This window comes from Chryseobacterium rhizoplanae, from assembly GCF_900182655.1.
Classification (GTDB): Bacteria; Bacteroidota; Bacteroidia; order Flavobacteriales; family Weeksellaceae; genus Chryseobacterium; species Chryseobacterium rhizoplanae.
Genome location: NZ_FXTC01000001.1, coordinates 537,746 through 563,549, shown reverse-complemented (window position 1 = coordinate 563,549; position 25,804 = coordinate 537,746). Strand labels below are relative to the sequence as shown.

Here is a 25,804-nt window from a genome sequence, read left to right as displayed (position 1 = left end):
TCATTCACAAATAAAACCCGGCGGCCTCAAAGAGGCCGCCGGGTCTGTCAAAAATAATATTAATATGTAATATGAAACTATAAAATTACAGTCTGTATAGAGTGCGCAGGAGCATTCAATTTGGCAGCCATTCCTTCTATCCATAGATTCGTTTCAATATCATTGTCGGAATCATTCATAATAACAGTTACCAGCTGTCCGTTTTCATTCATAAAAGCGGAAGATGTCAACGCAGCTCTGTTGGAAGAGCTTCCGATTCTTTGAGCATTGGGTTTGATATATTTTGAAACGTGGCCTATATAATAGTATTCATAGGTATAGAATACCTCTCCTGTTTTTGTGTCTGCAATAATTGGGGCAAAGCAAAAGTTTCCTTTATGATTAGGTCCTCCGGTTTCATCCAATAGAATATTCCAGTCAGTCCATAATGCATTTCCTTTGTTAAAATCGTTCAGCATATTTTTGCTGTAAAGCTCACCCAGGCTTACATCATAGATCTTATCCATACTGAACTGTTCTTTGCAACCTTCCGTGAACGCTAAGAATTTATCCGGAAAAGCTCTGTGCGTTTCTGCTAAATTGTCAAAAAGCTGGGTTTTATTGTTCCATGTTTCATACCAGTGATACCCGATACCGCTGGCGTATTTTGAAGTTTCAGGATCGCTTAATGTAGTAGTGGCTCTTTGGTAGATGAGGTCTCTGTTATGATCCCAGATCATTACTTTTTTATCTTTATATCCGTTTTTCCAAAGGGTGGGTCCAAGGTTCTTTTTCAGGAATTCTCCTTCTTCTTCAGCGGTGTAGATGCATGATTCCCAGCTTTGGGTAGCCATTGGCTCGTTTTGAACGGTCAGTCCCCAGATATTGATTCCTCTTTTTTCGTATTCTTTAATGAATTTGATATAGTAATCTGCCCATGTCTGATAGTATTCATTTTCTAATCTTCCTCCTTTATACAAACTTTTGTTTGATTTCATCCAGGCAGGCGGGCTCCATGGAGAGAAATAGAAGGTAAAATTACTTCCTATTGCTTTCTGCGCTTCTTTAATCATCGGAATTTTATACTTCTCATCATGAGCAACATTAAACGTTTTCAGGGAAGTATCATTATCCTCTACATACATGTAAGAATCACTGGAGAAGTCACAGGAGTTCATATTGGTACGTACCACAGTGTAACCCAATCCGTTTTTTCCAAAATAAGCCTCCAGAATTTCCTTCTGCTTGTTCTTTGGCATTTTATAAAAAGTTTCTGCTGATGCATCTGTGATGGCACCGCCAATTCCTATCAGTTTCTGATATTTAAAGTTGGGAGCTACAAAAATACAAGCTTCCGTTTCCTTGGGCTGACCAAATTGTTCAAATTTAACGGCTCCTTTATCCGCCATCTTCTCATCCGCTTTCGAATTGGTAAGGATCACCTTAGCTGTTTTTCCGGCATTCTTTTTCCAATAATTCTGAGCATTGACATTGATGACAACGCCTACTACAAAACAACTTACAATTAGTTTTCTCATGATTTTTTTATTTTGGACAATGGTGTCCCCTATTCATTATTTATTCTGGTAGACTCTTACGTAGTCTATATAATATTTCTGTGGAAAAATAGAATCATCAATTCCTTTTTGCCCTCCCCACATTCCACCTACAGCTAGGTTTAAAATGATAAAGTAAGGTCTGTCAAAGGGCCATGCTTCACTACTTTTCTCTTTATTCACATAGGTGAAAAATTTTTGATCATCGATATACACATCAATCTTTTCCGGTGTCCAGTCTGCTTTATAGACATGAAACTTCTCACTGGCATCTTTTACAAACAGTGTATCTGTTTTCTGTGTTCCCTGAATATGATTGTATTTTTTTGTGTGAACGGAAGCATGTATAAATCCCTGGTTATAACCAACATGCTCCATAATATCCAGTTCACCATCATCCGGCCATTTCTTCATATTTTCACTCATCATCCAGATTGCCGGCCATGTTCCACGACCTTTGGGAAGCTTTGCTCTGACTTCTACTGTTCCATATTGAAAAGCAAATTTTCCTTTGGTTAAAAGTCTTGCGGAAGTATATTTATTGTTTTCCCAATTTTCTTTTTTAGCTTCAATGATGAGGTTTCCTTTTTCCATTCTGGCATTCTCAAGCCTGTTTTTGGTATAAAACTGAGCTTCCTCGTTACCAAAACCGCTTCCTCCGGTATCATAATTCCATTTTAATGAATCCGGAAGACCTTTCCCATTAAATTCATCATTCCAGATCAGGGTTCTGTGAGAATCAGGTTTGTGCGAGGCACAGTTCGTAACAGAAAGGAATAAAGTTCCTGCTGCAACTATTTTAATGATATTTTTAGCTTTGAGATGCATAGGTTTAGGTTTTGGCTAAAGCCATATTCAAAATCTTTTATTAAGCGGGCTAAAGCCCGCTCCTATTGAATTCAACTCTCGTCAATTTTATTTTGTCCAGTTTATTCTTTTTGTCTGGACATGTTGAGAGTCAGTTCCGATCATAATATCAAACTCTCCACCTTCCCAGTCAAATTTCAGCTCATCATCAAAGAATTTCAGATCTTCGGGAGTAAGTTTAAAATCGACCTTTTTACTTTCTCCTTTTTTGATAAGTACTTTCTGGAAACCTTTCAGTTCCTTTACAGGTCTTACTACTTTACCGAAAAGATCCCTGATATAAAGCTGAACAACCTCCTCGCCATCGTATTTTCCTGTATTGGAAACGGTAACACTGATATTCAGAGTCTGATTTCCTGTAAGGCTTGTTGAACTTAATACCATATCAGAATATTTGAAATCAGTATAGCTTAAACCATATCCAAACGGATATTTCGGGTCATTATCAAGATCTATATAGGCTGAAACATAGTTTCTGTCTGTATTATTTTTTGCAGGTCTTCCTGTATTATAGTGATTGTAATACACAGGAATCTGCCCTTCTGTTCTTGGGAAGCTCATCGGAAGCTTTCCTCCGGGATTCACGGTACCAAACAGAACGTCTGCAATAGAGTTTCCTGCTTCAGTTCCCAACCACCATGTGTACACAATTGTTGGAATATTATCTGATGCCCAGTTGAAAATCAAAGGTCTTCCTGCATTCACCATCAGAATGATCGGCTTACCTGTCTTGGCAATTTCTTTCAATAAATCTTCCTGAACACCTGTAAAACCAATATTACTTCTGCTTTTTGCTTCTCCGCTCATCGCATGGCCTTCTCCCAATGTCATAATTACCACGTCTGCTTTTTTAGCCGTTTCTATGGCTTCTGCAAACTGGGTTTTATCCTGATCATCTACATTGCAGCCTTTTGCATATAATAAAGTGGAGTTTTTATCCAGTTGATTTTTAATGCCGTCAAACTGTGAAACGATTCTTTGGCTGTCATCTTTGAACGCTACAGACCAGAACCCGTGATTGGCTACTGTTTCTTTACCGAAAGGTCCTATCAGTGCAACTGTTTTTGTCGTTTTTGAAAGGGGAAGAATATTTCCCTGGTTTTTAAGAAGAACAATACTTTTTGACCCAAATTCTCTTCCGAATTTTCTGTTCTCCAGATTGTCAGTTTGTTCTTTCTGTCTTTTTTCATTACTAAATCTATAAGGATCATCGAAAAGACCCATCTCGAATTTCTTGGTTAAAATTCTTCCTGCTGCATCATCTACCAGTTTCGGATCTACCTTTCCTTCTTTGACCAATTTTGGAAGTTCTGTCATATAGACACGGCTTTCCATATCCATATCGCTTCCGCCCTGTATTGCTCTTTCTCCCGCTTCATTAGCATCTTTGGCATAGCCATGAGGAACCATTTCCCCGATGCTTCCCCAGTCTGAAACCACAAAACCTTTATAGTTCCATTTTCCTTTTAACAGATCTCTCTGAATATATTTGTTAGCCGTTGCCGGAATTCCGTTAATGTCATTGAAAGAGTTCATAAAAGTAGCTACTCCTGCTTCAGCAGCAGCTTTGAACGGAGGAAGGTATGTTTCATTGAGTTGTCTGAGACTCATATCTACAGAATTGTAATCTCTTCCACCTACAGCAGCTCCATATGCTGCAAAATGTTTTGCACAGGCCATCACTGCATCCAAACTTCCCAAACCTCTGCCCTGAAATCCTTTGATTCTTGCCAATCCTATTTTTGTTCCCAGGTAAGTATCTTCCCCGGAACCCTCCATCACTCTTCCCCACCTGGGATCTCTGGCAATATCCACCATTGGAGCAAATGTCCAGTGAATACCATAAGCAGCGGCTTCTGTTGCAGCGATTCTTTCTGATTTTTCTATCATTCCAAGATCCCAGCTTGCTGCCTGTCCCAGATTTACAGGAAATGTGGTACGGTATCCATGGATAACGTCCTGCCCGAACAGCAAAGGAATTTTCAGTCTTGACTGCATCGCCAGTTTCTGAAACGATCTGGTTTCTTCTGATCCTGCCACATTCAGCATAGACCCTACTTTACCTTTTTTAATTTCTTCTAACACGGCTGCCGAATTAGATTTCTGAGGTCCTGTAGCATATTCAAACCCACTGTACTGGACCATCTGCCCTACTTTTTCCTCAAGGGTCATTTTAGACAGCAATTCGGCTACCTTCTGATCAATTGTTTTCTGTCCGTAAGCATTCAATCCCAATGCTGAAAATGCCAGTAAGAAATAAACTCTTTTCATAGTATCAAATTAAAAAATATAGGTTGCTGTAGAACGTCCTGAAATTGTTACAGCAGCGGTTTTCCCGGCAAATTTAATATTAAAATTCTCATCTGAAGGGTTATCGTTCTGCACAATTAACACTATTTTCCCAAATTGAGTCTTAAAAGCAACAGTAGACAATCTATCAGTCTGTGTGGAAGCGATACGCTGAGCACCTGCCGGAACAAATTTCGAAGCGTGTGCAATAATATAGTAGGAAACATTTCTGGTGAAATTCTCACTGTCAGACACGGTAATTGCTCCTTTACATTCTGTGCATCCTCCATCTGTATGCGGCGCATATTCCGGATCATTGGCAAGGTTCCATTCCAGTGCAATTTTACTCCAGTTTCTCATAGATCCGATGATGACATTTTTTGTATGCCAGTTCAGGTCTTCGGCAAAAGTTCCTTTGGATCCGGTCCATTGTTCGGTAAAGTATAAATTCTTATCCGGAAAAGCATCATGTACCGTACTTAATGCTGAAATATCTCCTTCATATAAATGAAAAGCAGATCCATCAATATATTGATTGGCTTCGGAATCTTTTAAAATATCAATGGCATATTCTGGTTTGCTGCAATTATGATCATAAACCACAATTTTAGTGGTAATTCCATTGGCTTTAAAAACCGGACCTAAATGATTTTTAATAAAATTTCCCTGCTGCTCAGAAGGCATATACAAGCTCGGGTTATTTCCCGGATGCAGAGGTTCATTCTGAGGAGTTACGGCATCAATGGTAATCCCTTCTTTTTTCATTCCCTGAATATATTTTACAAAATATTGAGCATATGTTTTATAGAATTCAGGTTTCAAGCTTCCTCCTTTTGATTTTCCATTGTCTTTCATCCAAACCGGAGGTGACCATGGCGCTGCAATGATTTTAACAGAAGGATTAATTGCTAAAATTTCTTTTAACATCGCAATCAGGTTTTTATCTTTTGCCAGGCTGAATTTTGAAAGAGAAGGATCAGTCTGTCCTTCCGGCAAATCATCATAAGAAAATACTTCACCATCAAGATCGGAAGCTCCTATACTTAATCTTAAATAACTGATGGAAATTGAGTTCTTGCCATTTCCAAAAAGTTCATTAAGCAGTGCTTTCCTTTTGGAAGATGACAATCTGTTGATTACCTCAACACTTCCTCCTGTTAATGTATATCCAAAACCATCAATATATTGAAACTTTTGAGAATCGTCAATTTCAATATTCTGAAAGCTGTTGGTGCTATTTACAAATTTAACAGTGATCTGCTGCTGTAATTTTAAACTGCCATCACCTTTTGTAAGCCAGTACTGAACTTCATTTCCTTTGTTGAAAGCAACTGATGTACACGACAAAGAAAAAAGGGCCACACCACTAAGTAGTGCGGCACCTCTAAAGAAACTATATAAGTTGTGAAACTTCATTTTTAGTATCCAGGATTTTGTTTTAAAACTGTATTCGGCAATTCATTGAACGGAATTGGAAGAATTTCATTTTTATTGGCTTTAAATCCTTTGAACGCAAGCTTAGAAGGAGCATCTCCCCATCTTACAAGGTCAAACCATCTGTGCCCTTCTCCTGCAAGTTCTCTTCTTCTCTCATCTTTTATGGCCTGTAAAGAAACCGGAACCGATGATAATCCAACTCTTGATCTTACCGCATCTAATAAAGCCTGAGCTCTTGCTCCTGCTCCACCTAAAGCTTCTGCCTCCATCAGATAAGTATCTGCTAATCTTATCGCAATATAATTCTGACGGAAATTCAGTTCTGCCGGTCCTGGGAGTGAACTTTTTAAAGCATTAGTAGGTAAGTATTTATTTAAGAAATATCCTGTATCAGCAAACGCTGGGCTGTAAGTAATTTTACCATCTGCTACCAGTTTTTTTGCATTGAAAACGGTTACATCCAGTCTTGGATCTCCCTGCATGAAAGTAACAAAATTCTCTGTTACGGTATTAAATGCCCAGCCTGAATAGATATCAGGTGCATTATTATTCGGGATATCTTTTAGTGAATAAGAACGAGGTCCTACCATTACGTTGATAGAGTTTCCTTCATCTTTACCCTGCCCCCAGAATCCCCAATCGGAGTTTCCTTTATTGGTATGCATTACTTCAAGGATAGATTCTGTTGAAAACTTATAAGGATCCGATAATTCAGGTCCTACTTTAAATAAGTCTGCATAATTGGCTACCAGTTTATATCCATATTGGCTGGTTCCTCCGGGAGTACCATTTACCTCAGCGAACTGTGCTGCTGCCTGAGGCATTTTTTTATCATAAAGATAAATTTTACCTAAAATAGCTCTTGCAGTTCCCTGTGTGATTCTTCCTTTATCATTCCCACTTGATACCATCATCAGATCTGGAATAGCAGTATTGATATCGCTTTCTATCTGACTATAAACATCACTGGGATTAGCCTGTGGAATATTCCAATAATTATCATCAAACTTTACGGATTTAAGGATCAAAGGAATATTTCCAAACATTCTTAACAGTTCGAAATAATATAATGAACGAAGAACTTTTGCTTCTGCAATATATCTTTTCTTAATATCATCACCCATATTTGCCCCCGGAACTCTTTCTATTAAAAGGTTAGCACGTGCAATTCCCTGATAATAGTCTCTCCAGTAACTGGCTGGCATTGTGTTCGGGTTAATCATATAGTTATTTAGCCCCTGAATTCCTGCTCCATCATTAGAGTTTCCTCCTCCTGAATAAAAATCATCGGACCCTGCGTTAAAGAAAGTAACTGAATTTTCGAATCCTCCGGAATATTTTCTCAAAAGATCATATACTGAAACCAGAGCACTGAAAGACTGCTGCTCATTCTGAAAATACAAATCAGTGTTAAAAGATCCTGAATTCTGTACATCATCCAGGTAGGAATCACTACAACCCATATTGGTAAAACTCAGACCTGTCAGGAATGCAACGGCAAGTCCTTTATATATAAAATTCTTATTTTTCATTTTGTTAATCATTAAAATTGAATATTAGCACCTATCAGGAATGTTCTTGCCTGTGGATAATAAGCTCTGTCTACACCAATAATATCCTGTTCGGAATTATTTCTTCCTGCAATTTCCGGGTCGTAACCGGTATATTTTGTGAAAGTAACAAGGTTCTCTCCGGTGATGTACAGTCTTACTTTGCTCATTCCGAAACGTTCGGTAACGTCTTTAGGAATGGTATAGCCTAATTGAACAATTTTCAAACGGACATAATCACCTTTCTGAAGATAATAATTTGACATCCATGAATAGTTATGGTTAGGGTCATTACGCGTAACTCTAGGATTATCGTTGGTAGAGCCTTCACCTGTCCATCTGTCTAAGATTCTTGTCTGATAGTTGGCATCAAGCATATCCAATCTTCTCAGACCCTGGAAAATCTTGTTACCAGCCTGTCCTTGAGCGAACATCATTAAATCAAAATTCTTATAATTAAGATTTACTGTTAGTCCGAAAGTATATTTCGGGATAGAGCTTCCTAAGTTTACTTTATCTTCATCATCAATTTTACCATCTCCGTTGTTATCCTGCCAGATAAAGTCTCCCGGTTTTGCATCAGGTAGTAATTTTACTCCATTTGCATTTACATAGTTATCAATTTGTGCCTGATTTTGGAAAACGCCACTATATGTTTGCCCGTAGAACGATCCATATGGCTGTCCTACTGCTACTCTGGAAACAGCTCCCATTGTTTGGAAAGAGGCAAGGTTAAAGTATTTAATGTCATCTTCCAATCTAAGAACTTCATTCTTTATCGTAGCGAAGTTACCATTAACTGAAATTCCGAAATCTTCCCAGTTCTTTTTATATCCTAACTCAAGCTCCAGACCGGTATTCTGCATATCTCCTACGTTTGACCAAGGTAAATTCGGAACTCCTACATAACCAGGAATATTGATCTGTCTAAGGATATCTGTTGTTTTCTTTTTGTACCAGTCGGCAGTAAGAGTGAAATTGTTGAATAATTTTAAATCTGCGGCAATATTGAGCTGACTGGTCTGCTCCCATTTCAGGTTTGGGTTTTCCAATGTACTTGGTGCATATCCAATGATGATATTATTTCCAGAGTTAGTATAGTTACTTCCTGAAACCATAAAGCTTGCAAATCTGAAGTTATCCATTTCATCATTTCCTAATACTCCGTAACCTCCTCTTAGTTTTAAGTTATTAATTACCTTGTTCTCCGGCCAGAAGTTTTCCTTATGAACATTCCATCCCAGGGACATAGAAGGGAAAGTTCCCCAATGCTGATTGGTCGCAAATTTTGAAGAACCATCTCTACGAATTGTTCCGGTGAATAAATATTTGTCCGCATAATCATAAATTATTCTACCAAAATAAGATGCTTTACGGGTCTGAATTCCATCCCATCCTGTTGCAGTAATATTATCCTGCGGAATATTAAAGTTGAAAGAAGCATCCTGCCAGTTATCAATAGGTAGATTACTATAGGTCAAACTAGCCCCGCCAGCAATGTTGTATCGGTAAACTCCCTGCCCAATCATAATGTTGATATTATGATCCCCAAACTTATTCTGATAGGTCAAAGTATTTTCCATACTCCACTCAAATTTATTCTCATCCACTTTATTCAGACTGTTGAAGCTGGTATTGTTATAGTTTGGACTTAAATAATATTTCGGGGTAAAAGAACGGCTTCCCCAATAGGATTTCTTACCGTTCAGGCTGGTTTTAAATGTAAAGTGATCGAGAAACTTAAGCTCGGCAAAAACATTTCCTACGAAATCATCAGACCAGCTATAATTTCCCTGTTGTATATGACGGAAAGCCTGCGGATTGGTCATTTCCTGATTTACATATCTTGAAATTCCATAGGGACGGCCTTCAGAATCACGGATGATATAAGGGTTGGTATAGCCACTCGGGTCTACCATTGACCAATCTGTCACCACAACCGGAGTGGTAGGATCCAGGTTAACTGCGGAAGCTAATGGGCCTCCAAATTCCTCATTGGCACTTACCCCCTGAGATTTTACATGGGTATAAGCAAAGGTTTGGCCTATTGTCAGGTAGTCTGTAACTTTATGGGTTGAATTGAATCTTGCATTGATTCTTTTATAATAAGAAATATCACTCAATACAATACCACTCTGATCAAAATATCCGAATGATGTATAGTAGGTTGATTTTTCATTACCACCAGTAATGCTTACTTCATGAGACGATTTTTCACCTGTTCCGAAAATAGCATCCTGCCAGTTGGTTCCTTTTCCAAATGATTCAGGATTGGTAAATCTAGGAGTTCCTCCATCGTTTACAAAACCTTCATTGATAATTTTAGCATACTGCGTGGCATCCAGAAGATCCAGTTTTTTAGAAGCATTTGAGAAACCATAAAACCCATTATAAGAAAGAGTCAGTTTTCCTCTTTTCCCTTTTTTTGTTGTCACAAGAATTACTCCTTTTGCTGCGGAGACTCCGTAGATTGCAGATGAAGCTCCGTCTTTAAGGACTTCTATACTTTCTATATCCGATTGGTTAAGCCATCCGATATTGTCTACAACAATACCATCTACCACCCATAAAGGACTGTTACTTCCCGCTCCAAAACTGGTAATACCTCTTACACGTACTGTAGCTGCAGCACCAGGCTGACCGGAATTGGTCACTACCGAAACACCGGCTGCCCTTCCCTGTAATACCTGTTCCGGCTTACCAGATGGAATATTTTCAATATCGCTGGCTTTAATACTTGCTATAGCTCCTGTCACATTACTCTTCTTCTGAGTACCGTAACCAATCACTACTACTTCGTCTATTTTGTTTTCTTTAGCAATTGTGTCCTTCGACTTGGTGGTCTGGGCACTGAAGTTGGCCGTAAAATAGAGGACGGCAACCACTCCTACGCTTCTTGATATTCTTACATTCATATACAGTTATTGTTTAATTCTCAAATTGAGACAATAAAAATATATTTTTTTTCAATTAATTAACATTCTATTCATAAATATTTTAATTTTTCTTTTATTTTTCAGGGTTAGAAGCCCTATCTTCGCATCAATATTTCATAAAATTTCACAAAAAAACAATAAAGAAGACTCCCAAAATGATCATCAAGCTTTCTAAAATTTCTCTTCCGTTAAAATTTACCTTTCTTATTTTTTCAATGGTTTTGAACTGTATGGGATTGATCATTCTGCAGTTATCTGAAGAGAAAATCACTTACGGAGAATTAGGTTTATTAGAATCTTTTAAAGATTTACCCATCGCCTTTATCTCCCTTTTTGCGGTAAGCTTTATCAACAAAACGGGAACAAAAAAAGCATTGATTTCAGCTTTGGTAATTGTTGGTTTTTGTTCTTGCCTGCTGCCATTCATTGAGGTTTTCTGGTTCTTCAAATTATGGTTTGCCATCATTGGAGCCTGTTTTGCGATTGGTAAGATCTGTGTTTTCGGGATTATCAGGAACAATATTTCGGATGAGAAATCACTGGCAAAGACAATGAACAGCGTAGAAGCTTCCTTTATGATCGGGATCTTTGTCGTGAATACCTGCTTTGGATGGGTGGTATCCAGTGAATACTCTGAATATTGGAAATTTTGTTTTTTATTGATCGCTTTCTTATCCGCATTAACGATATTCCTGTTATCAAAAATTACAATTTCTGAAGCCAAACCTTTGGAAAACAAAAGTATATTCTCTGAGCTTTCAGGGTTTGTAACTCCTTCTATAATGCTATTCCTTGGGGTTATATTTTTTATTGTTTTTATAGAACAGGGATTCAACTCGTGGCTTCCGTCTTTTTATAAGAATCATCTGAAAGTCAATTCATTTTTTGCTCTTCAGGCTACCTCTTTTCTGGCGGTATTTTCTTATGTAGGAAGAACCATAACAGCCAATATTATCCGTAGATTTTCATTGCCTGGCTACTACCTTTCATGTATGGCTTTCATTATTTCTTTATTGGTCATTATTGTAGGTGTACAGTATTTTGATTCAGCAGATTCAAGGATCATTCTCTTCTTATTTCCTGTGATCGGGTTATTTTTGTCACCGCTCTACCCTGTCATCAATTCAAAAATGATTGCACAGATGGATAAAGAAAAGGTAAACCTATTCACCTCTCTTATTGTTATTTTTTCTTCTCTGGGCAGCTCTGTAAGCTCAATTATTATGGCTGTTTTATTTGAAAAACAACTCTTAAACTTTTATCCATTATATATATTATTTTTCGTTATTATTCTTTTTGTTACCAGTTTAGTATTTTTTAACGTTACAAAAAGAAAATAGTTTTATTTTTACTGCCATGAAAATCAAAGACACAAAAAGTAAAGAAACACTTCGGGAACTTATCGATACCAAAGATTTTGTTGCCCATATCTCTGTGGACTGTACTATATTCGGCTTTCATAATAACATTTTGAAAGTTCTTCTTTTGAAGTATCACGATCTGGATTTATGGTCACTTCCGGGTGGTTTTGTTTTCAATGATGAAGATTTAAGAGAAGCTGCAGCAAGGGTTTTATACGAAAGAACACACCTTAAAGATATATTTCTGAAACAATTTCATACGTTTGGGAGAATAGACCGTACAGAAAATAATGTTCACCAGATTCTTCTTAACAATAAGGGAATTGAGGTACCGGAAGATCACTGGATTTTTCAAAGATTCATTACAGTAGGATATTGCAGCCTTATTGATTTTTCAATGGCCAACACTTTCCCTGATGCTTTCAATGAAAGTTGTGAATGGTTTGAGGTAAACAATCTGCCCAAAATGGCTTTTGATCATGACAGAATCATTGAAACAGGGCTGGAATATCTGCGGATGAATATCAATACTGAAGTAGCGGCCAGCAATCTTCTTCCTGAAAAGTTCACAATGAAAGATCTTCAGTCTCTTTATGAAACTATTTTGGGCCAAAAATTCAGAAGAAATAACTTCCAGCGGAAAATTTTAAGTTTAAATATCCTTGACCGGCTGGAAAAATTATATGATGGCTCGGCTAATAAAGCACCTTATCTGTATAAATTTAAAAGCAAGGTCCACAATTCTACCAATCAGTATCCTATCTCCAATGATGAGGAGGCTTAAAACACAGTATTTATCTTATAAACAAATAAAAAGAACATTATCTGTCTGAAAACCAACCGAAAGATAAGTTTTCAAAAAAATTTTCAAGACACCACGAAAAATGTTACTTTTAACCAAATCAAAAAATCATGTCATATTATCCTCTTACAAGCATCCCTGATTATTATGGAATTGATGCTTTACTTACTGAAGAACACAAACTAATCCGCCAATCTGTAAGAGACTGGGTTGAGAGTTTTGTAATGCCGCAGATAGATCAGGCCGCTCAAAATCATACTGATATACCTAATCTTATGAGAGAATTAGGGAAAATCGGGGCATTGGGACCTTATATCCCGGTTGAGTATGGCGGTTCAGGATTAGACCAGATTTCTTATGGTCTGATTATGCAGGAGTTGGAAAGAGGTGATTCTGCAGTACGTTCTGCAGCTTCGGTACAAAGCTCTTTGGTGATGTTTCCTATCAATGAATTCGGTTCTGAGGAACAGAAAATGAAATATCTTCCTAAGCTTGCTGCCGGAGAAATGATTGGATCTTTTGGATTGACAGAGCCTAATCATGGTTCAGACCCCGGTTCTATGGAAACGTATTTTAAAGATATGGGAGATCATTATCTTTTGAATGGGGCTAAAATGTGGATTACGAACTCCCCTCTATGTGATATCGCTGTGGTGTGGGCAAAAAATGAAGAAGGAAAAGTGCAGGGACTGATCGTTGAAAGAGGAATGGAAGGTTTCACCACTCCTGAAACTCATAATAAATGGAGCTTAAGAGCTTCAAAAACCGGAGAATTGGTGTTCAATGATGTAAAAGTACCAAAAGAAAACCTTCTTCCGGGAGTAACAGGACTGAAAGGACCTTTATCTTGTCTGAACTCTGCACGATATGGAATTTCATGGGGCGTAATCGGTGCAGCTATTGACTGCCACTGTACTGCGGTTCAGTATTCTAAGGAAAGAAAACAGTTTGGAAAACCAATCGGTTCTTACCAGCTTCAGCAGAAAAAACTGGCTGAATTCTTAACTGAAATTACAAAAGCTCAGTTGTTATGCCTTCAGTTAGGAACTCTTAAAAATGCTCACAAAGCTACTCCTGCACAAATTTCAATGGCTAAGCGTAACAATGTAAAAATGGCTATCGACATTGCCAGAGAATCAAGACAAATTCTGGGAGGTATGGGTATCATGGGTGAATTCCCAATGATGAGACATGCTGCCAATCTGGAATCCGTAATTACGTATGAAGGAACTCACGACGTTCATTTGTTAATCACCGGTTTAGATATTACGGGAATCAACGCTTTTTAATTAAAGTCAAAATATATCATCAGAGTCTGGTCAATTGATCAGACTCCTTTATTTTATTCACTTTCCTGAGAATTGATATTCAATGAATAATTATTTACCTAGTAAAATCAACACCACTGTTAATAAATAATTAACTTCAAAAAACTAAATACAAATTAAACATAAAGCAGCCAACTTATAATATCAATCAGGCAGCACGAATATTATTTTAACTACATCAAAATATTCAACTAAAAGAATTCTTTAGATACAACAGCTAATTCCATATGTAAGAGAATAAATTGGAAAACAAAAAGAACATTTAGATATAAAAGCGCCTTTTCTAGAATACCGTTTCAAGCAATTAAATCATCTTTCATTATCACCCTAAACGATAAAATAACAATACTTAAAGATCAAACAATAACTAAATATTAAATAATTTCACTTTAATAATTCAACATAATCAATCCATAATATTTAAAGATCAAACAATAATTAAAAAAACACACACATGAAAAAATTATCTTTATTTCTGTTAAGCCTTGCTGCGCCCTTTTACTTTGGCCAACAAGCAGGTGACCTTGTAAGTGTAGAACAAAAATTAGATTTAACACCACAAGGAGTAGTCAATTTCATTGCCAATAATCTAGGAGACCAAAATGCTCCGAACTTTGCAAGCTATCTTAATAGTTTCGATGTAGGTTTAAAAGGATATAAGATCACGTATTATACAAAGAATGAAAATAATGTTCTTGTAAAAGCTACCGGCTTACTGATGTATCCTAATGTTAATTATCAATTATCAACTATAGTATCCGATCATCCGGCTACTGACAGTAGGAATAATGTCCCATCTAATCTTAAAGGTATCAAAAAATTCGGATTTGTAATCGAATTGTCCTATGTACTCAATGGCTATATTTTAATGGCTCCTGACTATGTGGGATTGGGAAGTGGAGATGGCATTCATCCTTATATAGATGTTGCCACCGAAGCCGGAGCAACCATTGATTTCATTACAGCAGCCAATAATGTTTTGGCACAACTGAAGGTGAAACGCTATGATGAATACTTTTTGGCAGGCTACTCGCAAGGAGCACATGCCGCAATGGCTACATTAAAAAAATTAAGTGATTTTAAAAAAAATGATAATCTAAAATTTAAATACGCATATCTCGGTGCCGGGCCATATGACCTTTCGGAATCTACTTTTGAAAATATACTGATAAATGATACCTATCCTAAATCTGCATTTATTGCCAATATTTTGAACTCCTGCAATAACACAGGGTACAAAACATATAATACTAACATTTCAGAGGTAATTTCTCCAGCATATTTGGAGAAATACAATTATTATGTTATACAAGATAACGGAGGTATGTCATGGGGACCCAAAATTTGGAGAGAGCTTTTCACCTCAAGTTTCAATGATGCAATTAATAATCAAAATAACATATTTAGAAAATGTCTAAGATCTAAGGATGTCTACAGCTGGTTTAATAATACTCCTACAACTCTATCACATTCCAATATAGATCATACAATTGCACCTGAGAATACGTCAAAAACACTTAATGTACAACGAAGTTATTACTCTACTTGGGATTTAAATAAATATAAATTAAATTCATTTTTTTGGGGACCTTTAGACCATGAAGGAGGAGCTATACCTTTTGTTTTAGCATCTAATGCAAAGTTTAACTCTCTTAGAAGTGGAGGGTTGCTAAACCAATGGGCAATAGCAGGGTCTGTTTTTGGTAAGCAATCAGACAATAAATCACCTGATACGAACCCGTTATCTTCTTCCCAGATAAAACCTGATCTTGGAAATATGCAATTGATGGAAATTACAGATTTCAATAAAGAAAAAACAGTCGGCAGATCTACTGCAAGCCAAAATTTATCTACTTTAAAAGATGGAGTTTATCTGCTTAAAGTAACGGAAAACAATGAAAATAAAATGATTCCGTATATCAAAAATACACCTGCAACGATTGCTGAAAATGAAATCGTACAGTCAGAAATCAATCATATTTTACAATTAAAAATTGGTCAGGATGAGCTTTCTTCAGTGAATATTTTCGATCAGAATAAAAATTTGATCACCAGCATTTCAAAAGAAAAATACAAAGAAGCGGGAGGTATTGATCTGAAAAACCTGGATTCTCAAATGTACACTTTCGAAGTGGTAACCCCTTTTTATAATCTGCAGTTCAATAAAGCCATTGGTAGCCAGTCCCTACAAAGCAGCACCGATATCTTCACGCAAAATCGTCAAATCAAGGCCAGAGCTAATGATGCTATTAAAAACATCAGTATCTACAGTATTTCCGGGGCTTTGGTACATCAGCAGGAAGTTAATAAGACACAATTTGAGTCAGGAAGCTTAGAAGCTGGAGTCTATATAGTTCAACTAACGCTGGCTAATGGTAAAGTCATTAATAAAAAAGTAAAATTGTAGAATCAATCACTCTTATATATCTTATTTCAAGTTAATTTTGAGCACTCCGGCGATGGATGGGGTGCTTTTTAGTTTATACAAAACAGGAAAGTTACCAAAAGGGGGCGAAGTTTTCACTTCCTGTAAACATAAGCGCTGAATATTTCAGTTGTCAATTTTAGTATAGCTTTCTGGATCATTGCAAGCCAAGTGTAATGCTGAATTTATATTCAATGGTATCAATTGCTGAGGCCTGATTAATAACTATCCCGAACAAAGCTTTATTGTTTTAATCACTTTAGTCTTTTTAAATCTCCATGAAAAAAGACAAATTCTGTGAGGCATGGGGTATTATGGGTGAATTCCCAATGATGAGACATGCTGCCAATCTGGAATCCGTAATTACATATGAAGGAACTCACGACGTTCATTTGTTAATCACCGGTTTAGATATTACGGGAATTAACGCTTTTTAAGTAAAGCCAAAATATATCATTAGAGTCTGGTCAATTGATCAGACTCTTTTATTTTATTCACTTTCCTAGGAATTGATATTCAATGAATAATTGTTTAGCTAGTAAAATCAAGACCATTGTTAATAAATAGTTAACTTCAAAAAATTAAACACAAATTAAACATGAAGCAGCCAACTTATAATATAACAAGAAATAAACAATCGGACAGCGCTAATATTCTTTTAACTATATCAAAATATTTAACCAAAAGAATTCCTTAGATACAGTTAATTTCATATGTAAAAGCATAAATTAAAAACCAAAAAGCACATTTATACATAAAAAAGCCTTTTTTAGAATACCGTTTCAAGCAATTAAATCATCCTTCATTATCACCCTAAACGATGAAATAACAATACTTAAAAAATGATATTCAAAGATCAAACAATAACTAAACATTAAATAATTTCACTTTAATAATTCAACATAATCAACCCATAATATTTAAAAATCAAACAATAATTTAAACACACACACACATGAAAAAATTATCTTTATTTCTGTTAAGCTTTGCTGCGCCCTTTTATTTTGGCCAACAAGCAGGTGACCTTGTAAGTGTAGAACAAAAACTAGATCTAACACCACAAGGAGTTACTAACTTTATCGGTAATAATCTTGGTGAACAGAACGCTCCGGATTTTGTAAGCTACCTCAATGGCTTTAATGTAGGATTGAAGGCTTACAAAATTACCTATTATACCAAAAATGAAAAAAATGCTCTTGTAAAAGCAACTGGACTTGTCATGTATCCTAATGTAAACTACAAACTATCTACTGTTATTCATGACCACCCGACAACAGATTCTCGTAATAATGTTCCATCGAATCTAAAAGGTATTTTCTGGTTTGGTTTTGCCATGGAACTTTCTTATGCATTGAACGGATACATCGTAATGGCTCCTGATTATGTGGGAATGGGAACCGGAGATGGAATTCATCCCTATATAAATTCTGTAACAGAAGGTGGGGCAACCGTAGATTTTGTAAAAGCGGCAAACAAGGTTTTATCTCAGTTGAATGTAAAAAGATATGATGAATATTTCTTAGCAGGCTATTCGCAAGGAGGACACGCTGCAATGTCTACCTTAAAATATCTTAGTGTAAATAATCCTGATAACCTTAAAATAAAATATGCTTTCATGGGAGATGGTCCTTATGATCTTTCTGGCATTACCCTTAATGAAGGTATTTTGCAAAAAGACATTTACCCGGTAACGGCATTTATAGGCTACATCTTAAACTCCTGTCAATCTGCAGGTTATAATATATACACAAACAGTATTTCTGAAGTTATCTCACCTGATTATCTAAATGCCTTTGATTATCATGTAACAAAAGATAATGGTGGGTTATTATGGGGACCAATTATATGGAGGAATATGTTCACATCAGAATTCATCAATGATGTAATCAATAATCAGAATGCAAACGCCAGAAAATGCCTGAAAGCCAATAATGTTTCTGATTGGTACAACAAAACACCTACAACTATGGGAACTTCTACAATAGATGAAATCATTCCTCCTAACAATTCCTATAGTACAGTGGATACACAGCGAGGTTATTATCCTTGGTATGATTTTAATAAATATAATATCAAGAGCTTATCGTGGGGACCTTTAGGTCACAGCGGAGGAGCTATACCTTTTGTTTTAGCATCTAATGCAAAGTTTAACTCTCTTAGAAGTGGAGGATTGCTAAACCAATGGGCAATAGCAGGGTCTATTTTTGGTAAGCAATCAGACAATAAATCACCTGATACGAACCCGTTATCTTCTTCCCAGATAAAACCTGATCTTGGAAATATGCAATTGATGGAAATTACAGATTTTAATAAAGAAAAAACAGTCGGCAGATCTACTGCAAACCAAAATTTATCTACTTTAAAAGATGGAGTTTATCTGCTTAAAGTAACGGAAAACAATGAAAATAAAATGATCCCGTATATCAAGAATACACCTGCAACGATTGCTGAAAATGAAATCGTACAGTCAGAAATCAATCATATTTTACAATTAAAAATTGGTCAGGATGAGCTTTCTTCAGTGAATATTTTCGATCAGAATAAAAATTTGATCACCAGCATTTCAAAAGAAAAATACAAGGAAGCGGGAGGTATTGATCTGAAAAAACTGGATTCTCAAATGTACACTTTCGAAGTGGTAACCCCTTTTTATAATCTGCAGTTCAATAAAGCCATTGGTAGCCAATCCTTACAAAGCAGCACCGATATCTTCACGCAAAATCGTCAAATCAAGGCCAGAGCTAATGATGCTATTAAAAACATCAGTATCTACAGTATTTCTGGGGCTTTAGTACATCAGCAGGAAGTTAATAAGACACAATTTGAGTCAGGAAGCTTAGAAGCTGGAGTCTATATAGTTCAACTAACGCTTTCTAATGGAAAAGTCATTAATAAAAAAGTAAAATTGTAGAATCAATCACTCTTACATATCTCATTTCAAGTTAATTTTTGGCACTTCAGCAATGAGGTGCTTTTTTATAGCAATAATTACAATAAGTCATTAATATAATAAACAATAAACATCCTTACTTAAATTAATAATTTAAGTAACAAATTCTACTGACGCTTAAAACTTAAAACCAACGCTGAAATATATCCTTGAAAAATCAAGCTGGTTGTTTCTGGAAACATTGATACTTATAGGACCTATGAGAGATTCATATCCAAGGTTCACTCCATACCCAAACATATCGAAACTATTATTAAAAGGAGAAAGCTCTTCACTCACTTTTCCATAGCTGAAAGAAGGGGTAAGATAAAGTTTTTTCATAATCCTGTACTGAAGTGATATTGCTGTTTTGGCAACAGAAGTCATAGGAAGTTCTTTCTGACGAAGACCGTTGAATTCAGGACTTAATAGATCATTATTATATTCGCTTCCTCCAAGATTATATTTCTGATTCAGGAATAAATAAGGAACCTGATCGCCTCTTTTTGATCCAAAACTGGCTCCTAAAAACACATTTGCTTTGACAGTCAGTCTTCGTGTAATCGGATAGAAAAAATTCTCATTTAAAGTAAAAGAAATAAGGTTTTTAGGTTCGTAATAATAGGAGTCTTTAGGGTTGAGTATCAGATACAGAAGAGGCTGTACTGTATTCAGATCGTAAAGTTCATACTGATCTCCGTAATAAAATCTTGTACTCACCTGAAGATGATTCCCTTTTGTGGTAAAGTATCTTTTGTTGAGACTGTTATGTTCAAACTTCAGAAATGTGTTGAAATTACTATGGTTATATAGTTTTTTACTGTAATTATCCACTTTTGACTGATCCACTTTATCCAGTAAACTGTACATTCTTTCCGTACTGAATTCTGTTCCCAATGACAGATAGGCATTTGGACTTACATTATAATTCAAAGCAATCTTTCCCGTTATATTACGATACATATGATTGGGAAAACGGTCACTGCCATCATCATTTACATCATACAGTCTGAAGTTCAGGTCATTACTTTTAAGATTAATCATCTTAGCTTCCAGATCCAGCCACAAACGCTCTCCGCTGTCCAGAAACTGCTGATAAGCCAGTTTAGCCTTAAAACGTTCTGAAATATCTACGGTTGCTAAAAATCTGGACCTGTTCAGGAGAATATTCCTGTAGGTATAATTAACAATAATCCCAACCGACTGTTCTGTATCGTAATGCAGAGCCAGCTTAAAAGCCCCTTTTTTTGCTCTTTTCACAAAAACATTCATGACAAGACCATCATTTTCGTTCGTGTAAGTATAATACACTTTTACATACTGACGCATTCCAAATACTCTGTCTATTGCTTCATTTACGGTTTTTGCATCATAATATTTTCCTTCTGTCAGTCCCATTTGTTTTTTAAGCACCTCAATCTCCGCGGCATCGTTAATAGGAGTTCCATCTTCTTCATTAAACGTGAATTTTGTAGTAGGCAGTTTCACCTCTTCAATCATCTGATGTTCATATTGGATTCCGGCCTTTCGCTGAGCTTCTGCCAGGGCCACAAACTCAGGAAGGTGTTTTCTGGCTTCCACTTCTCCAATTTTGATGATCCTCCTGAATTTGGCAAAATCCTTCGTTGTAATCTCACCCAAAGGATCTACAAAATCTACCAATACATTAGACAGCTCCTTCTGATGCTTAAAATCCTCTACCGAACGGATGGCATGAGTCTGATAAATCATCTTCATCGGATTTTCAATTTCTTTTTTGGTAAAAAGCCTGAAACCTGTATAACCGCCAATCACAAAATCTGCTCCCATCTCCCGAACCTCATTGGCTGGATAATTACGATCCAATCCGCCATCCACCAAAAGCTTCCCATCAATATAAACAGGTGCAAAAGCCGCAGGAATTGCCAATGTAGCACGAATAGCAAGCGGTAAAGAGCCTTGCTTCTGCATCACCAGTCCGCCATTTTCGATATCAGAAGAAGTAAGCTGAACAGGAATTCTCAGCTTGCTGAAATCATTGATATGTTTTGCATTGAAAGTAAGTGTATTAAGAACTTCTCCCATATACTGCCCTTCAATATACGAGCCTGGGAGAGTTGGAAATCCTTTGACTACGGGAAATTCAAGAATGTATTTGTCATACTCATCTTTTTCACTGATATTGACTTTGCTGTAAGGAATTTTATTACTCAGAATCCTGTTCCAGTCCATTTTATAGATCGTACGCTTCAGCTGGTCCGCATTGTACCCCATCGCATACAAACCGCCCAGAATCCCACCCATACTGGTTCCTGTGATGTAATCTACCTTGATTCCCAATGAATCAATCATCTTCAGAATCCCAATGTGTGCAAACCCCTTTGCACCACCGCCACTGAGCGCAAGACCAAATTTAGTATCTTTAGTCACATTCTGAAGGGCAATATTCAGAGAATCATTCTTTTGCTGAGACTTGATCGTAAGAGAGAAAGCGATGGCAAAAAATATCAGGATCTTTTTCATTGGTGATTCTTAGGGTATCCGATTGAAAACTTTAAAAGTTATAAAGAGTAAAGATACACAAAAACCGTCTGCTTTACGGCTGTTTTACGAAGTAAATCAATGTATTTCAGCCTGTCACTTCAAATAATTAACCTATTGATTTTCAAGTAAAAATATCACTTACTCAATATTAAATAATTTTAATAGGTTTTTATTGTTTCCACAAAATTAACGTCCGGATTCAGGATTTCAAGGATCAGACTTTTGACTGATTTCATGGCATCATCAATATTTCCTTTGTCAAACTGCAGGGAAACCATTCCTTTTTTAGCATCTGCAAAGCTCCAGATTCCTGTTTCAATCGGGTATCCCCAAAACTCAGGAAGATGCTGCACCACATAATGATAAATACAAAGCTGAAGCGCCTGTTTTCTTTCACTGTTGTGGAAATATTCAGCTACGTTATCTCCATCAATTTTAACGCTGAGATTTTTGATCTTGGCTGTTTTATAATCGATGATTCTTAAAGTGCCGTTCAGTTTATCAATCCGGTCAATGAATCCGAAGAAAGAAATTTTATCATTCCCATCCAAAGGAAAATCAATGTTTTCAAACCTTCTTTCGATATCAACAATCTCCAGTTTGTTTCCCTGTTTTATTAATTCAAGATCATGGCTAAGGACATTTTCAATCACTTTTTTAGCAATTGCTTTATGAATATAATTCATTCCCTTCTCATAGAATTCCGGCTGATGTTTCAGCTTTTCAATAGCAATATTTGTATAGTGATCTATCGCTTTAACTGAATCTTTTAAATCACTTTCTTTTAAAACCTTACCCTTCAACACCTCATATACTTCTTGAAGTGAATAATGGACCAGGTTTCCGTAATTTTTCACAGACAGCTCTTCTTCGATTTCATCCGTTTCTGAGGTATTCAAAATCTTGGAAAGGTAGAAATCAATCGGATTATAGAGGTAACTTGTAAGGTGGGAGGCAGATACTTTTTCTTTCCATCTCTGAAGGCGGTCCTGTACAATCTGCGTCTTGGAAATTTCTATAGGTTTGGTGGTAATAGGCTCGGAAGAATTTTCAATAATCAGATGTTCAATCTCGTGTGAGCTCTCCATTTCAATCTGTGTAATGAAACGGCTCTTCTCCCCTGTATTCACTCCGGAACTTAGAGCATTATATAACAAGTGTACATTCTTTGCATCCTGAATCAGTCTGTAAAAGTGATAAGCATAGATGCTGTCATTTTCCAGGAAAGTATGAAGATCAAAAAACCTTCGGATATCAAAAGGAATATAGGTATTCTGAGAGTTTCCAAGAGGAAGTTTTCCTTCGTTGACAGAAAGCAGAATAACATTTTCAAAATTCAGGAGACGGGTTTCCAGCAATCCCATGATCTGCAGTCCTCTCAACGGTTCTCCCTGAAAATCGATACTTTCAGAATTAATATGCTGGTTGATCAGAATTTCCAGCGTTTCCATTTTGATCTCAATATTGTAAGGAGTCAGCTGGTTTTTGATGATCCTGAATGCATTTTCAAAGTGAGAAACATTCTCATACTGGATATCGTCTATTTCAAGCCATTTTACCTGCTGGCAAAACGTAATAAGCATATCCAGATAAATATTCGTCCCCTGGGCTTTCTGAAGAAGGTTAAAATATGATAACCCACTCAGCAGTTCATGCAGAAGCTTATTAGAAATATAAACAATATTCCTCTCCTCTACTTTGGCTTTAAAATCGTTGATAAGAAGCTCATCTTCATCAGATTTAGGCAGTTCTTCCAGAATCGGAAAAACATCTCTGTAGTAATAGGAGGATTTATTTTTTTCCAGTTGTTTCTGCAGATAGAACAAACGTTTCACAGCATTGGAGAAAGACAGGTTCTTCAATGGGAATCCCATTGTGATATTCAGATTATCCACACCATGCATTACATCCAGACTTGCGGGAAGAAGGTTTTCATCCAGCAATACTACGGCTGTATTGGAATACGTTTTATTATTGATTTCCTTAAAAATTTCCGGCAGCACTTTCGTCTGGGTCACATTTCCGGATACTTCGTATACCTTAATTTTTTTAGGTTGGTTAAAATCGTCTTCTATCCATTGAAAAGTCCTGTTATCATCAAATTCTTTCCAGGTTTTATGATTTCTCAGAAACTTTCCGGCTTCCTGTCTCTCGTCATTGAAATAATAACGGTCTGCCTGAAAAAAACATTGCGCTTTATTCCATTTCAAAAGATTTCTTACCAGCTTTTCCTCTACCGGAGTAAAGGCATTGAATCCACAAAAGATAAATTCTTCTTTGGTATCTTTTGCAAAATCAGCAATCTTAGCTTTAGCTGCCTCATGAATCATTCCGGAAGTCGCCCAATTCTTTTCCCTCAGTCTCTCTTTTAAAACAGGGAGAAAAACGTTCATATTCTGCCAGAAATTAAGAAACTTCTTTCTTGGGACATCATCATCCTCACCAAGATCCTGAGCCCATTCTTTAATCCTTTCCTCATCAAACATATACTGCAGAACTGCCTGATCACTGTCTGAGAATTTGAGAATATCATCCCAGTCCTTCTGCAGCGTAGGAAACCACTTCAAAAAGTCCGAAAAATCATCCCTGGGAATAAGATTCAGGCTTCTGTATACATCGAATGAGAAAAGCCACAATGGAATTCCCTGAATCGGCTGCTGATCAGAAATTTTATTGATAAGTTCTTCTATGGTAAAAAAATTGGGAAGAAGCCCTGAGTAATTGTTTTCCTCCAGAATTTGTCTGATAAACACAATGGGACGTTTTCCGGGCAGAATGATATTAAACGCAGAAAGATCCGGGTTTTGCGCCAGCAGTTCGTGAATGATCTTATTGAGGAATTTCAAGGGGCTTGATAGCTTTTTAGGTTGTCTAGTTGTTCAGAAATCGTATTATTATATTCTGTCTGTTTTTCTTTATTGATGCCGTGACGGGTTTCTCTGTCATAGGCCATCTGGAAGTCTTGGTAATCATTGGATATTCCGTCATAAATGGCTTTGAAATACTTGTTATAATCACCGGAAGTCCTGATTTTTTCAGCGACTGCCTTTCTGAATTTTCTTACAAATAATTCTGCAATATCAAAATGCTTCTGCTCATGAAGAAGAATGTAATCATCCATCTTTTTCACGTCCTTCCAGGATTTTTCTTCGTTAAATATGGTTTTTATGGTAATCGTAACCGGCGCTTTTGGATTGGAAGATTTTATAGAAGAAAACTCCCAGCCGCAATGGGTATACGCTGCTACATCGGGATTTTTTTTCCTATTGACCGGGCTTTTAAAATTATCCCATGTCAGCTTTCTGCCTTCCTCCCATGTAATTTTTTGTCCGAATACCAACTCAGCTGCCAATAAGCACAATACAAAAGTCAATCTCATTATTCTACCACAATTGTTTTCGTAATCCAGTTATTTCCTCCGTTCCAGAATTTAAAAGTATAGGTTCCTTTTCTCTGCGGACTGAAGTTGATTTGATTGCCTCCTACATAATTTCCCTGCGCACAAGGTCCGTTTGTGATATATTTGTAGGAAGTAACTGTTCTGTCAAGATCATTATTGTAAACATAATCATACCCGTAAAAGCCTTCACAATGAGACGGATAGGTGGAATAAGTCTTTATGCTTTGTATCGCAAAAACATCCATGGTATCATTGACAATTTTTACACTGTCTATTTTGATCTTATCGATAGATTCGATTGTATGGTAATCGTCATCATTACACGAAACCAGAAGCCCGCCAAACAGTAATACTGAAAATCCAATATTTAAAAGTTTTTTCATAACCTTTACTTTTCTGATTATTAACAAATATTAGCAAAA

General features: G+C 36.5%; 15 protein-coding genes and 1 pseudogene. 6 read left to right on the top strand and 10 right to left on the bottom strand.

Annotation, left to right across the window (positions count from 1 at the left end; genetic code table 11):
• Nucleotides 1–77: 77 nt before the first annotated feature.
• The 6 genes from FN817_RS02460 to FN817_RS02435 all read right to left on the bottom strand — a co-directional run bounded on the left by FN817_RS02460 (nucleotide 78) and on the right by FN817_RS02435 (nucleotide 10,593).
• Nucleotides 78–1,517 (bottom strand): glycoside hydrolase family 30 protein, encoded by a 1,440-nt coding sequence (locus tag FN817_RS02460; protein ID WP_142716564.1) that lies wholly within the window; start codon nucleotides 1,515–1,517, stop codon nucleotides 78–80.
• A 36-nt stretch (nucleotides 1,518–1,553) separates the two neighbouring features.
• A complete protein-coding gene (locus tag FN817_RS02455) occupies nucleotides 1,554–2,363 on the bottom strand; it encodes a glycoside hydrolase family 16 protein (RefSeq protein ID WP_142716563.1) in 810 nt (269 codons plus the stop codon).
• Between the two features lie 87 nt (nucleotides 2,364–2,450).
• Entirely contained in the window at nucleotides 2,451–4,673 is a 2,223-nt protein-coding gene (bglX, locus tag FN817_RS02450; RefSeq protein WP_142716562.1) for a beta-glucosidase BglX, read from the bottom strand.
• A gap of 9 nt (nucleotides 4,674–4,682) precedes the next feature.
• On the bottom strand, nucleotides 4,683–6,107 hold the full coding sequence (locus FN817_RS02445) for a glycoside hydrolase family 30 protein (protein WP_142716561.1): 1,425 nt from the start codon (nucleotides 6,105–6,107) through the stop codon (nucleotides 4,683–4,685).
• 2 nt (nucleotides 6,108–6,109) lie between these two features.
• Nucleotides 6,110–7,660 carry a RagB/SusD family nutrient uptake outer membrane protein gene (locus FN817_RS02440; protein WP_142716560.1) on the bottom strand — a complete coding sequence of 517 codons (1,551 nt, stop codon included), beginning with the start codon at nucleotides 7,658–7,660 and terminating at the stop codon, nucleotides 6,110–6,112.
• An 11-nt stretch (nucleotides 7,661–7,671) separates the two neighbouring features.
• On the bottom strand, nucleotides 7,672–10,593 hold the full coding sequence (locus tag FN817_RS02435) for a SusC/RagA family TonB-linked outer membrane protein (RefSeq protein WP_142716559.1): 2,922 nt from the start codon (nucleotides 10,591–10,593) through the stop codon (nucleotides 7,672–7,674).
• Between the two features lie 176 nt (nucleotides 10,594–10,769).
• Here FN817_RS02435 and FN817_RS02430 point away from each other — a divergent pair, with 176 nt between their 5' ends.
• The 6 genes and pseudogenes from FN817_RS02430 to FN817_RS02405 all read left to right on the top strand — a co-directional run bounded on the left by FN817_RS02430 (nucleotide 10,770) and on the right by FN817_RS02405 (nucleotide 19,441).
• Nucleotides 10,770–11,954: an MFS transporter gene (locus FN817_RS02430; RefSeq protein WP_228451448.1), complete on the top strand. Its 1,185-nt coding sequence runs from the start codon at nucleotides 10,770–10,772 to the stop codon at nucleotides 11,952–11,954.
• A gap of 16 nt (nucleotides 11,955–11,970) precedes the next feature.
• A complete protein-coding gene (locus tag FN817_RS02425) occupies nucleotides 11,971–12,759 on the top strand; it encodes an NUDIX hydrolase (RefSeq protein WP_052186399.1) in 789 nt (262 codons plus the stop codon).
• 128 nt (nucleotides 12,760–12,887) lie between these two features.
• Complete coding sequence (locus tag FN817_RS02420; RefSeq protein ID WP_142716558.1) at nucleotides 12,888–14,066, top strand: acyl-CoA dehydrogenase family protein; 1,179 nt, start codon at nucleotides 12,888–12,890, stop codon at nucleotides 14,064–14,066.
• A 493-nt stretch (nucleotides 14,067–14,559) separates the two neighbouring features.
• Complete coding sequence (locus FN817_RS02415) at nucleotides 14,560–16,512, top strand: T9SS type A sorting domain-containing protein (protein ID WP_142716557.1); 1,953 nt, start codon at nucleotides 14,560–14,562, stop codon at nucleotides 16,510–16,512.
• A 326-nt stretch (nucleotides 16,513–16,838) separates the two neighbouring features.
• A pseudogene (locus tag FN817_RS02410) lies at nucleotides 16,839–16,967 on the top strand (acyl-CoA dehydrogenase); the annotation flags it as partial.
• A gap of 518 nt (nucleotides 16,968–17,485) precedes the next feature.
• Entirely contained in the window at nucleotides 17,486–19,441 is a 1,956-nt protein-coding gene (locus FN817_RS02405) for a T9SS type A sorting domain-containing protein (RefSeq protein WP_142716556.1), read from the top strand.
• A gap of 156 nt (nucleotides 19,442–19,597) precedes the next feature.
• Here FN817_RS02405 and FN817_RS02400 read toward each other — a convergent pair whose 3' ends face one another.
• The 4 genes from FN817_RS02400 to FN817_RS02385 form a co-directional block, all read right to left on the bottom strand.
• Entirely contained in the window at nucleotides 19,598–21,961 is a 2,364-nt protein-coding gene (locus FN817_RS02400; RefSeq protein ID WP_142716555.1) for a patatin-like phospholipase family protein, read from the bottom strand.
• A 179-nt stretch (nucleotides 21,962–22,140) separates the two neighbouring features.
• Nucleotides 22,141–24,828, bottom strand: a complete 2,688-nt coding sequence (locus tag FN817_RS02395; RefSeq protein ID WP_142716554.1) for a PD-(D/E)XK nuclease family protein — start codon at nucleotides 24,826–24,828, stop codon at nucleotides 22,141–22,143.
• Nucleotides 24,825–25,361 carry a DUF922 domain-containing protein gene (locus FN817_RS02390; protein ID WP_142716553.1) on the bottom strand — a complete coding sequence of 179 codons (537 nt, stop codon included), beginning with the start codon at nucleotides 25,359–25,361 and terminating at the stop codon, nucleotides 24,825–24,827. The genes FN817_RS02395 and FN817_RS02390 overlap by 4 nt, the downstream gene beginning before the upstream one ends.
• Nucleotides 25,361–25,765: a hypothetical protein gene (locus tag FN817_RS02385; RefSeq protein WP_047422686.1), complete on the bottom strand. Its 405-nt coding sequence runs from the start codon at nucleotides 25,763–25,765 to the stop codon at nucleotides 25,361–25,363. The genes FN817_RS02390 and FN817_RS02385 overlap by 1 nt, the downstream gene beginning before the upstream one ends.
• Between the last annotated feature and the right edge of the window lie 39 nt (nucleotides 25,766–25,804).

Excerpts from the sequence above, each read along its gene's own strand:
- FN817_RS02460 (WP_142716564.1), bottom strand. The coding sequence starts at position 1,517 with ATGAGAAAACTAATTGTAAGTTGTTTTGTAGTAGGCGTTGTCATCAAT.
- FN817_RS02455 (WP_142716563.1), bottom strand. The coding sequence starts at position 2,363 with ATGCATCTCAAAGCTAAAAATATCATTAAAATAGTTGCAGCAGGAACT.
- bglX (WP_142716562.1), bottom strand. The coding sequence starts at position 4,673 with ATGAAAAGAGTTTATTTCTTACTGGCATTTTCAGCATTGGGATTGAAT.
- FN817_RS02445 (WP_142716561.1), bottom strand. The coding sequence starts at position 6,107 with ATGAAGTTTCACAACTTATATAGTTTCTTTAGAGGTGCCGCACTACTT.
- FN817_RS02440 (WP_142716560.1), bottom strand. The coding sequence starts at position 7,660 with ATGAAAAATAAGAATTTTATATATAAAGGACTTGCCGTTGCATTCCTG.
- FN817_RS02435 (WP_142716559.1), bottom strand. The coding sequence starts at position 10,593 with ATGAATGTAAGAATATCAAGAAGCGTAGGAGTGGTTGCCGTCCTCTAT.
- FN817_RS02430 (WP_228451448.1), top strand. The coding sequence starts at position 10,770 with ATGATCATCAAGCTTTCTAAAATTTCTCTTCCGTTAAAATTTACCTTT.
- FN817_RS02425 (WP_052186399.1), top strand. The coding sequence starts at position 11,971 with ATGAAAATCAAAGACACAAAAAGTAAAGAAACACTTCGGGAACTTATC.
- FN817_RS02420 (WP_142716558.1), top strand. The coding sequence starts at position 12,888 with ATGTCATATTATCCTCTTACAAGCATCCCTGATTATTATGGAATTGAT.
- FN817_RS02415 (WP_142716557.1), top strand. The coding sequence starts at position 14,560 with ATGAAAAAATTATCTTTATTTCTGTTAAGCCTTGCTGCGCCCTTTTAC.
- FN817_RS02405 (WP_142716556.1), top strand. The coding sequence starts at position 17,486 with ATGAAAAAATTATCTTTATTTCTGTTAAGCTTTGCTGCGCCCTTTTAT.
- FN817_RS02400 (WP_142716555.1), bottom strand. The coding sequence starts at position 21,961 with ATGAAAAAGATCCTGATATTTTTTGCCATCGCTTTCTCTCTTACGATC.
- FN817_RS02390 (WP_142716553.1), bottom strand. The coding sequence starts at position 25,361 with ATGAGATTGACTTTTGTATTGTGCTTATTGGCAGCTGAGTTGGTATTC.
- FN817_RS02385 (WP_047422686.1), bottom strand. The coding sequence starts at position 25,765 with ATGAAAAAACTTTTAAATATTGGATTTTCAGTATTACTGTTTGGCGGG.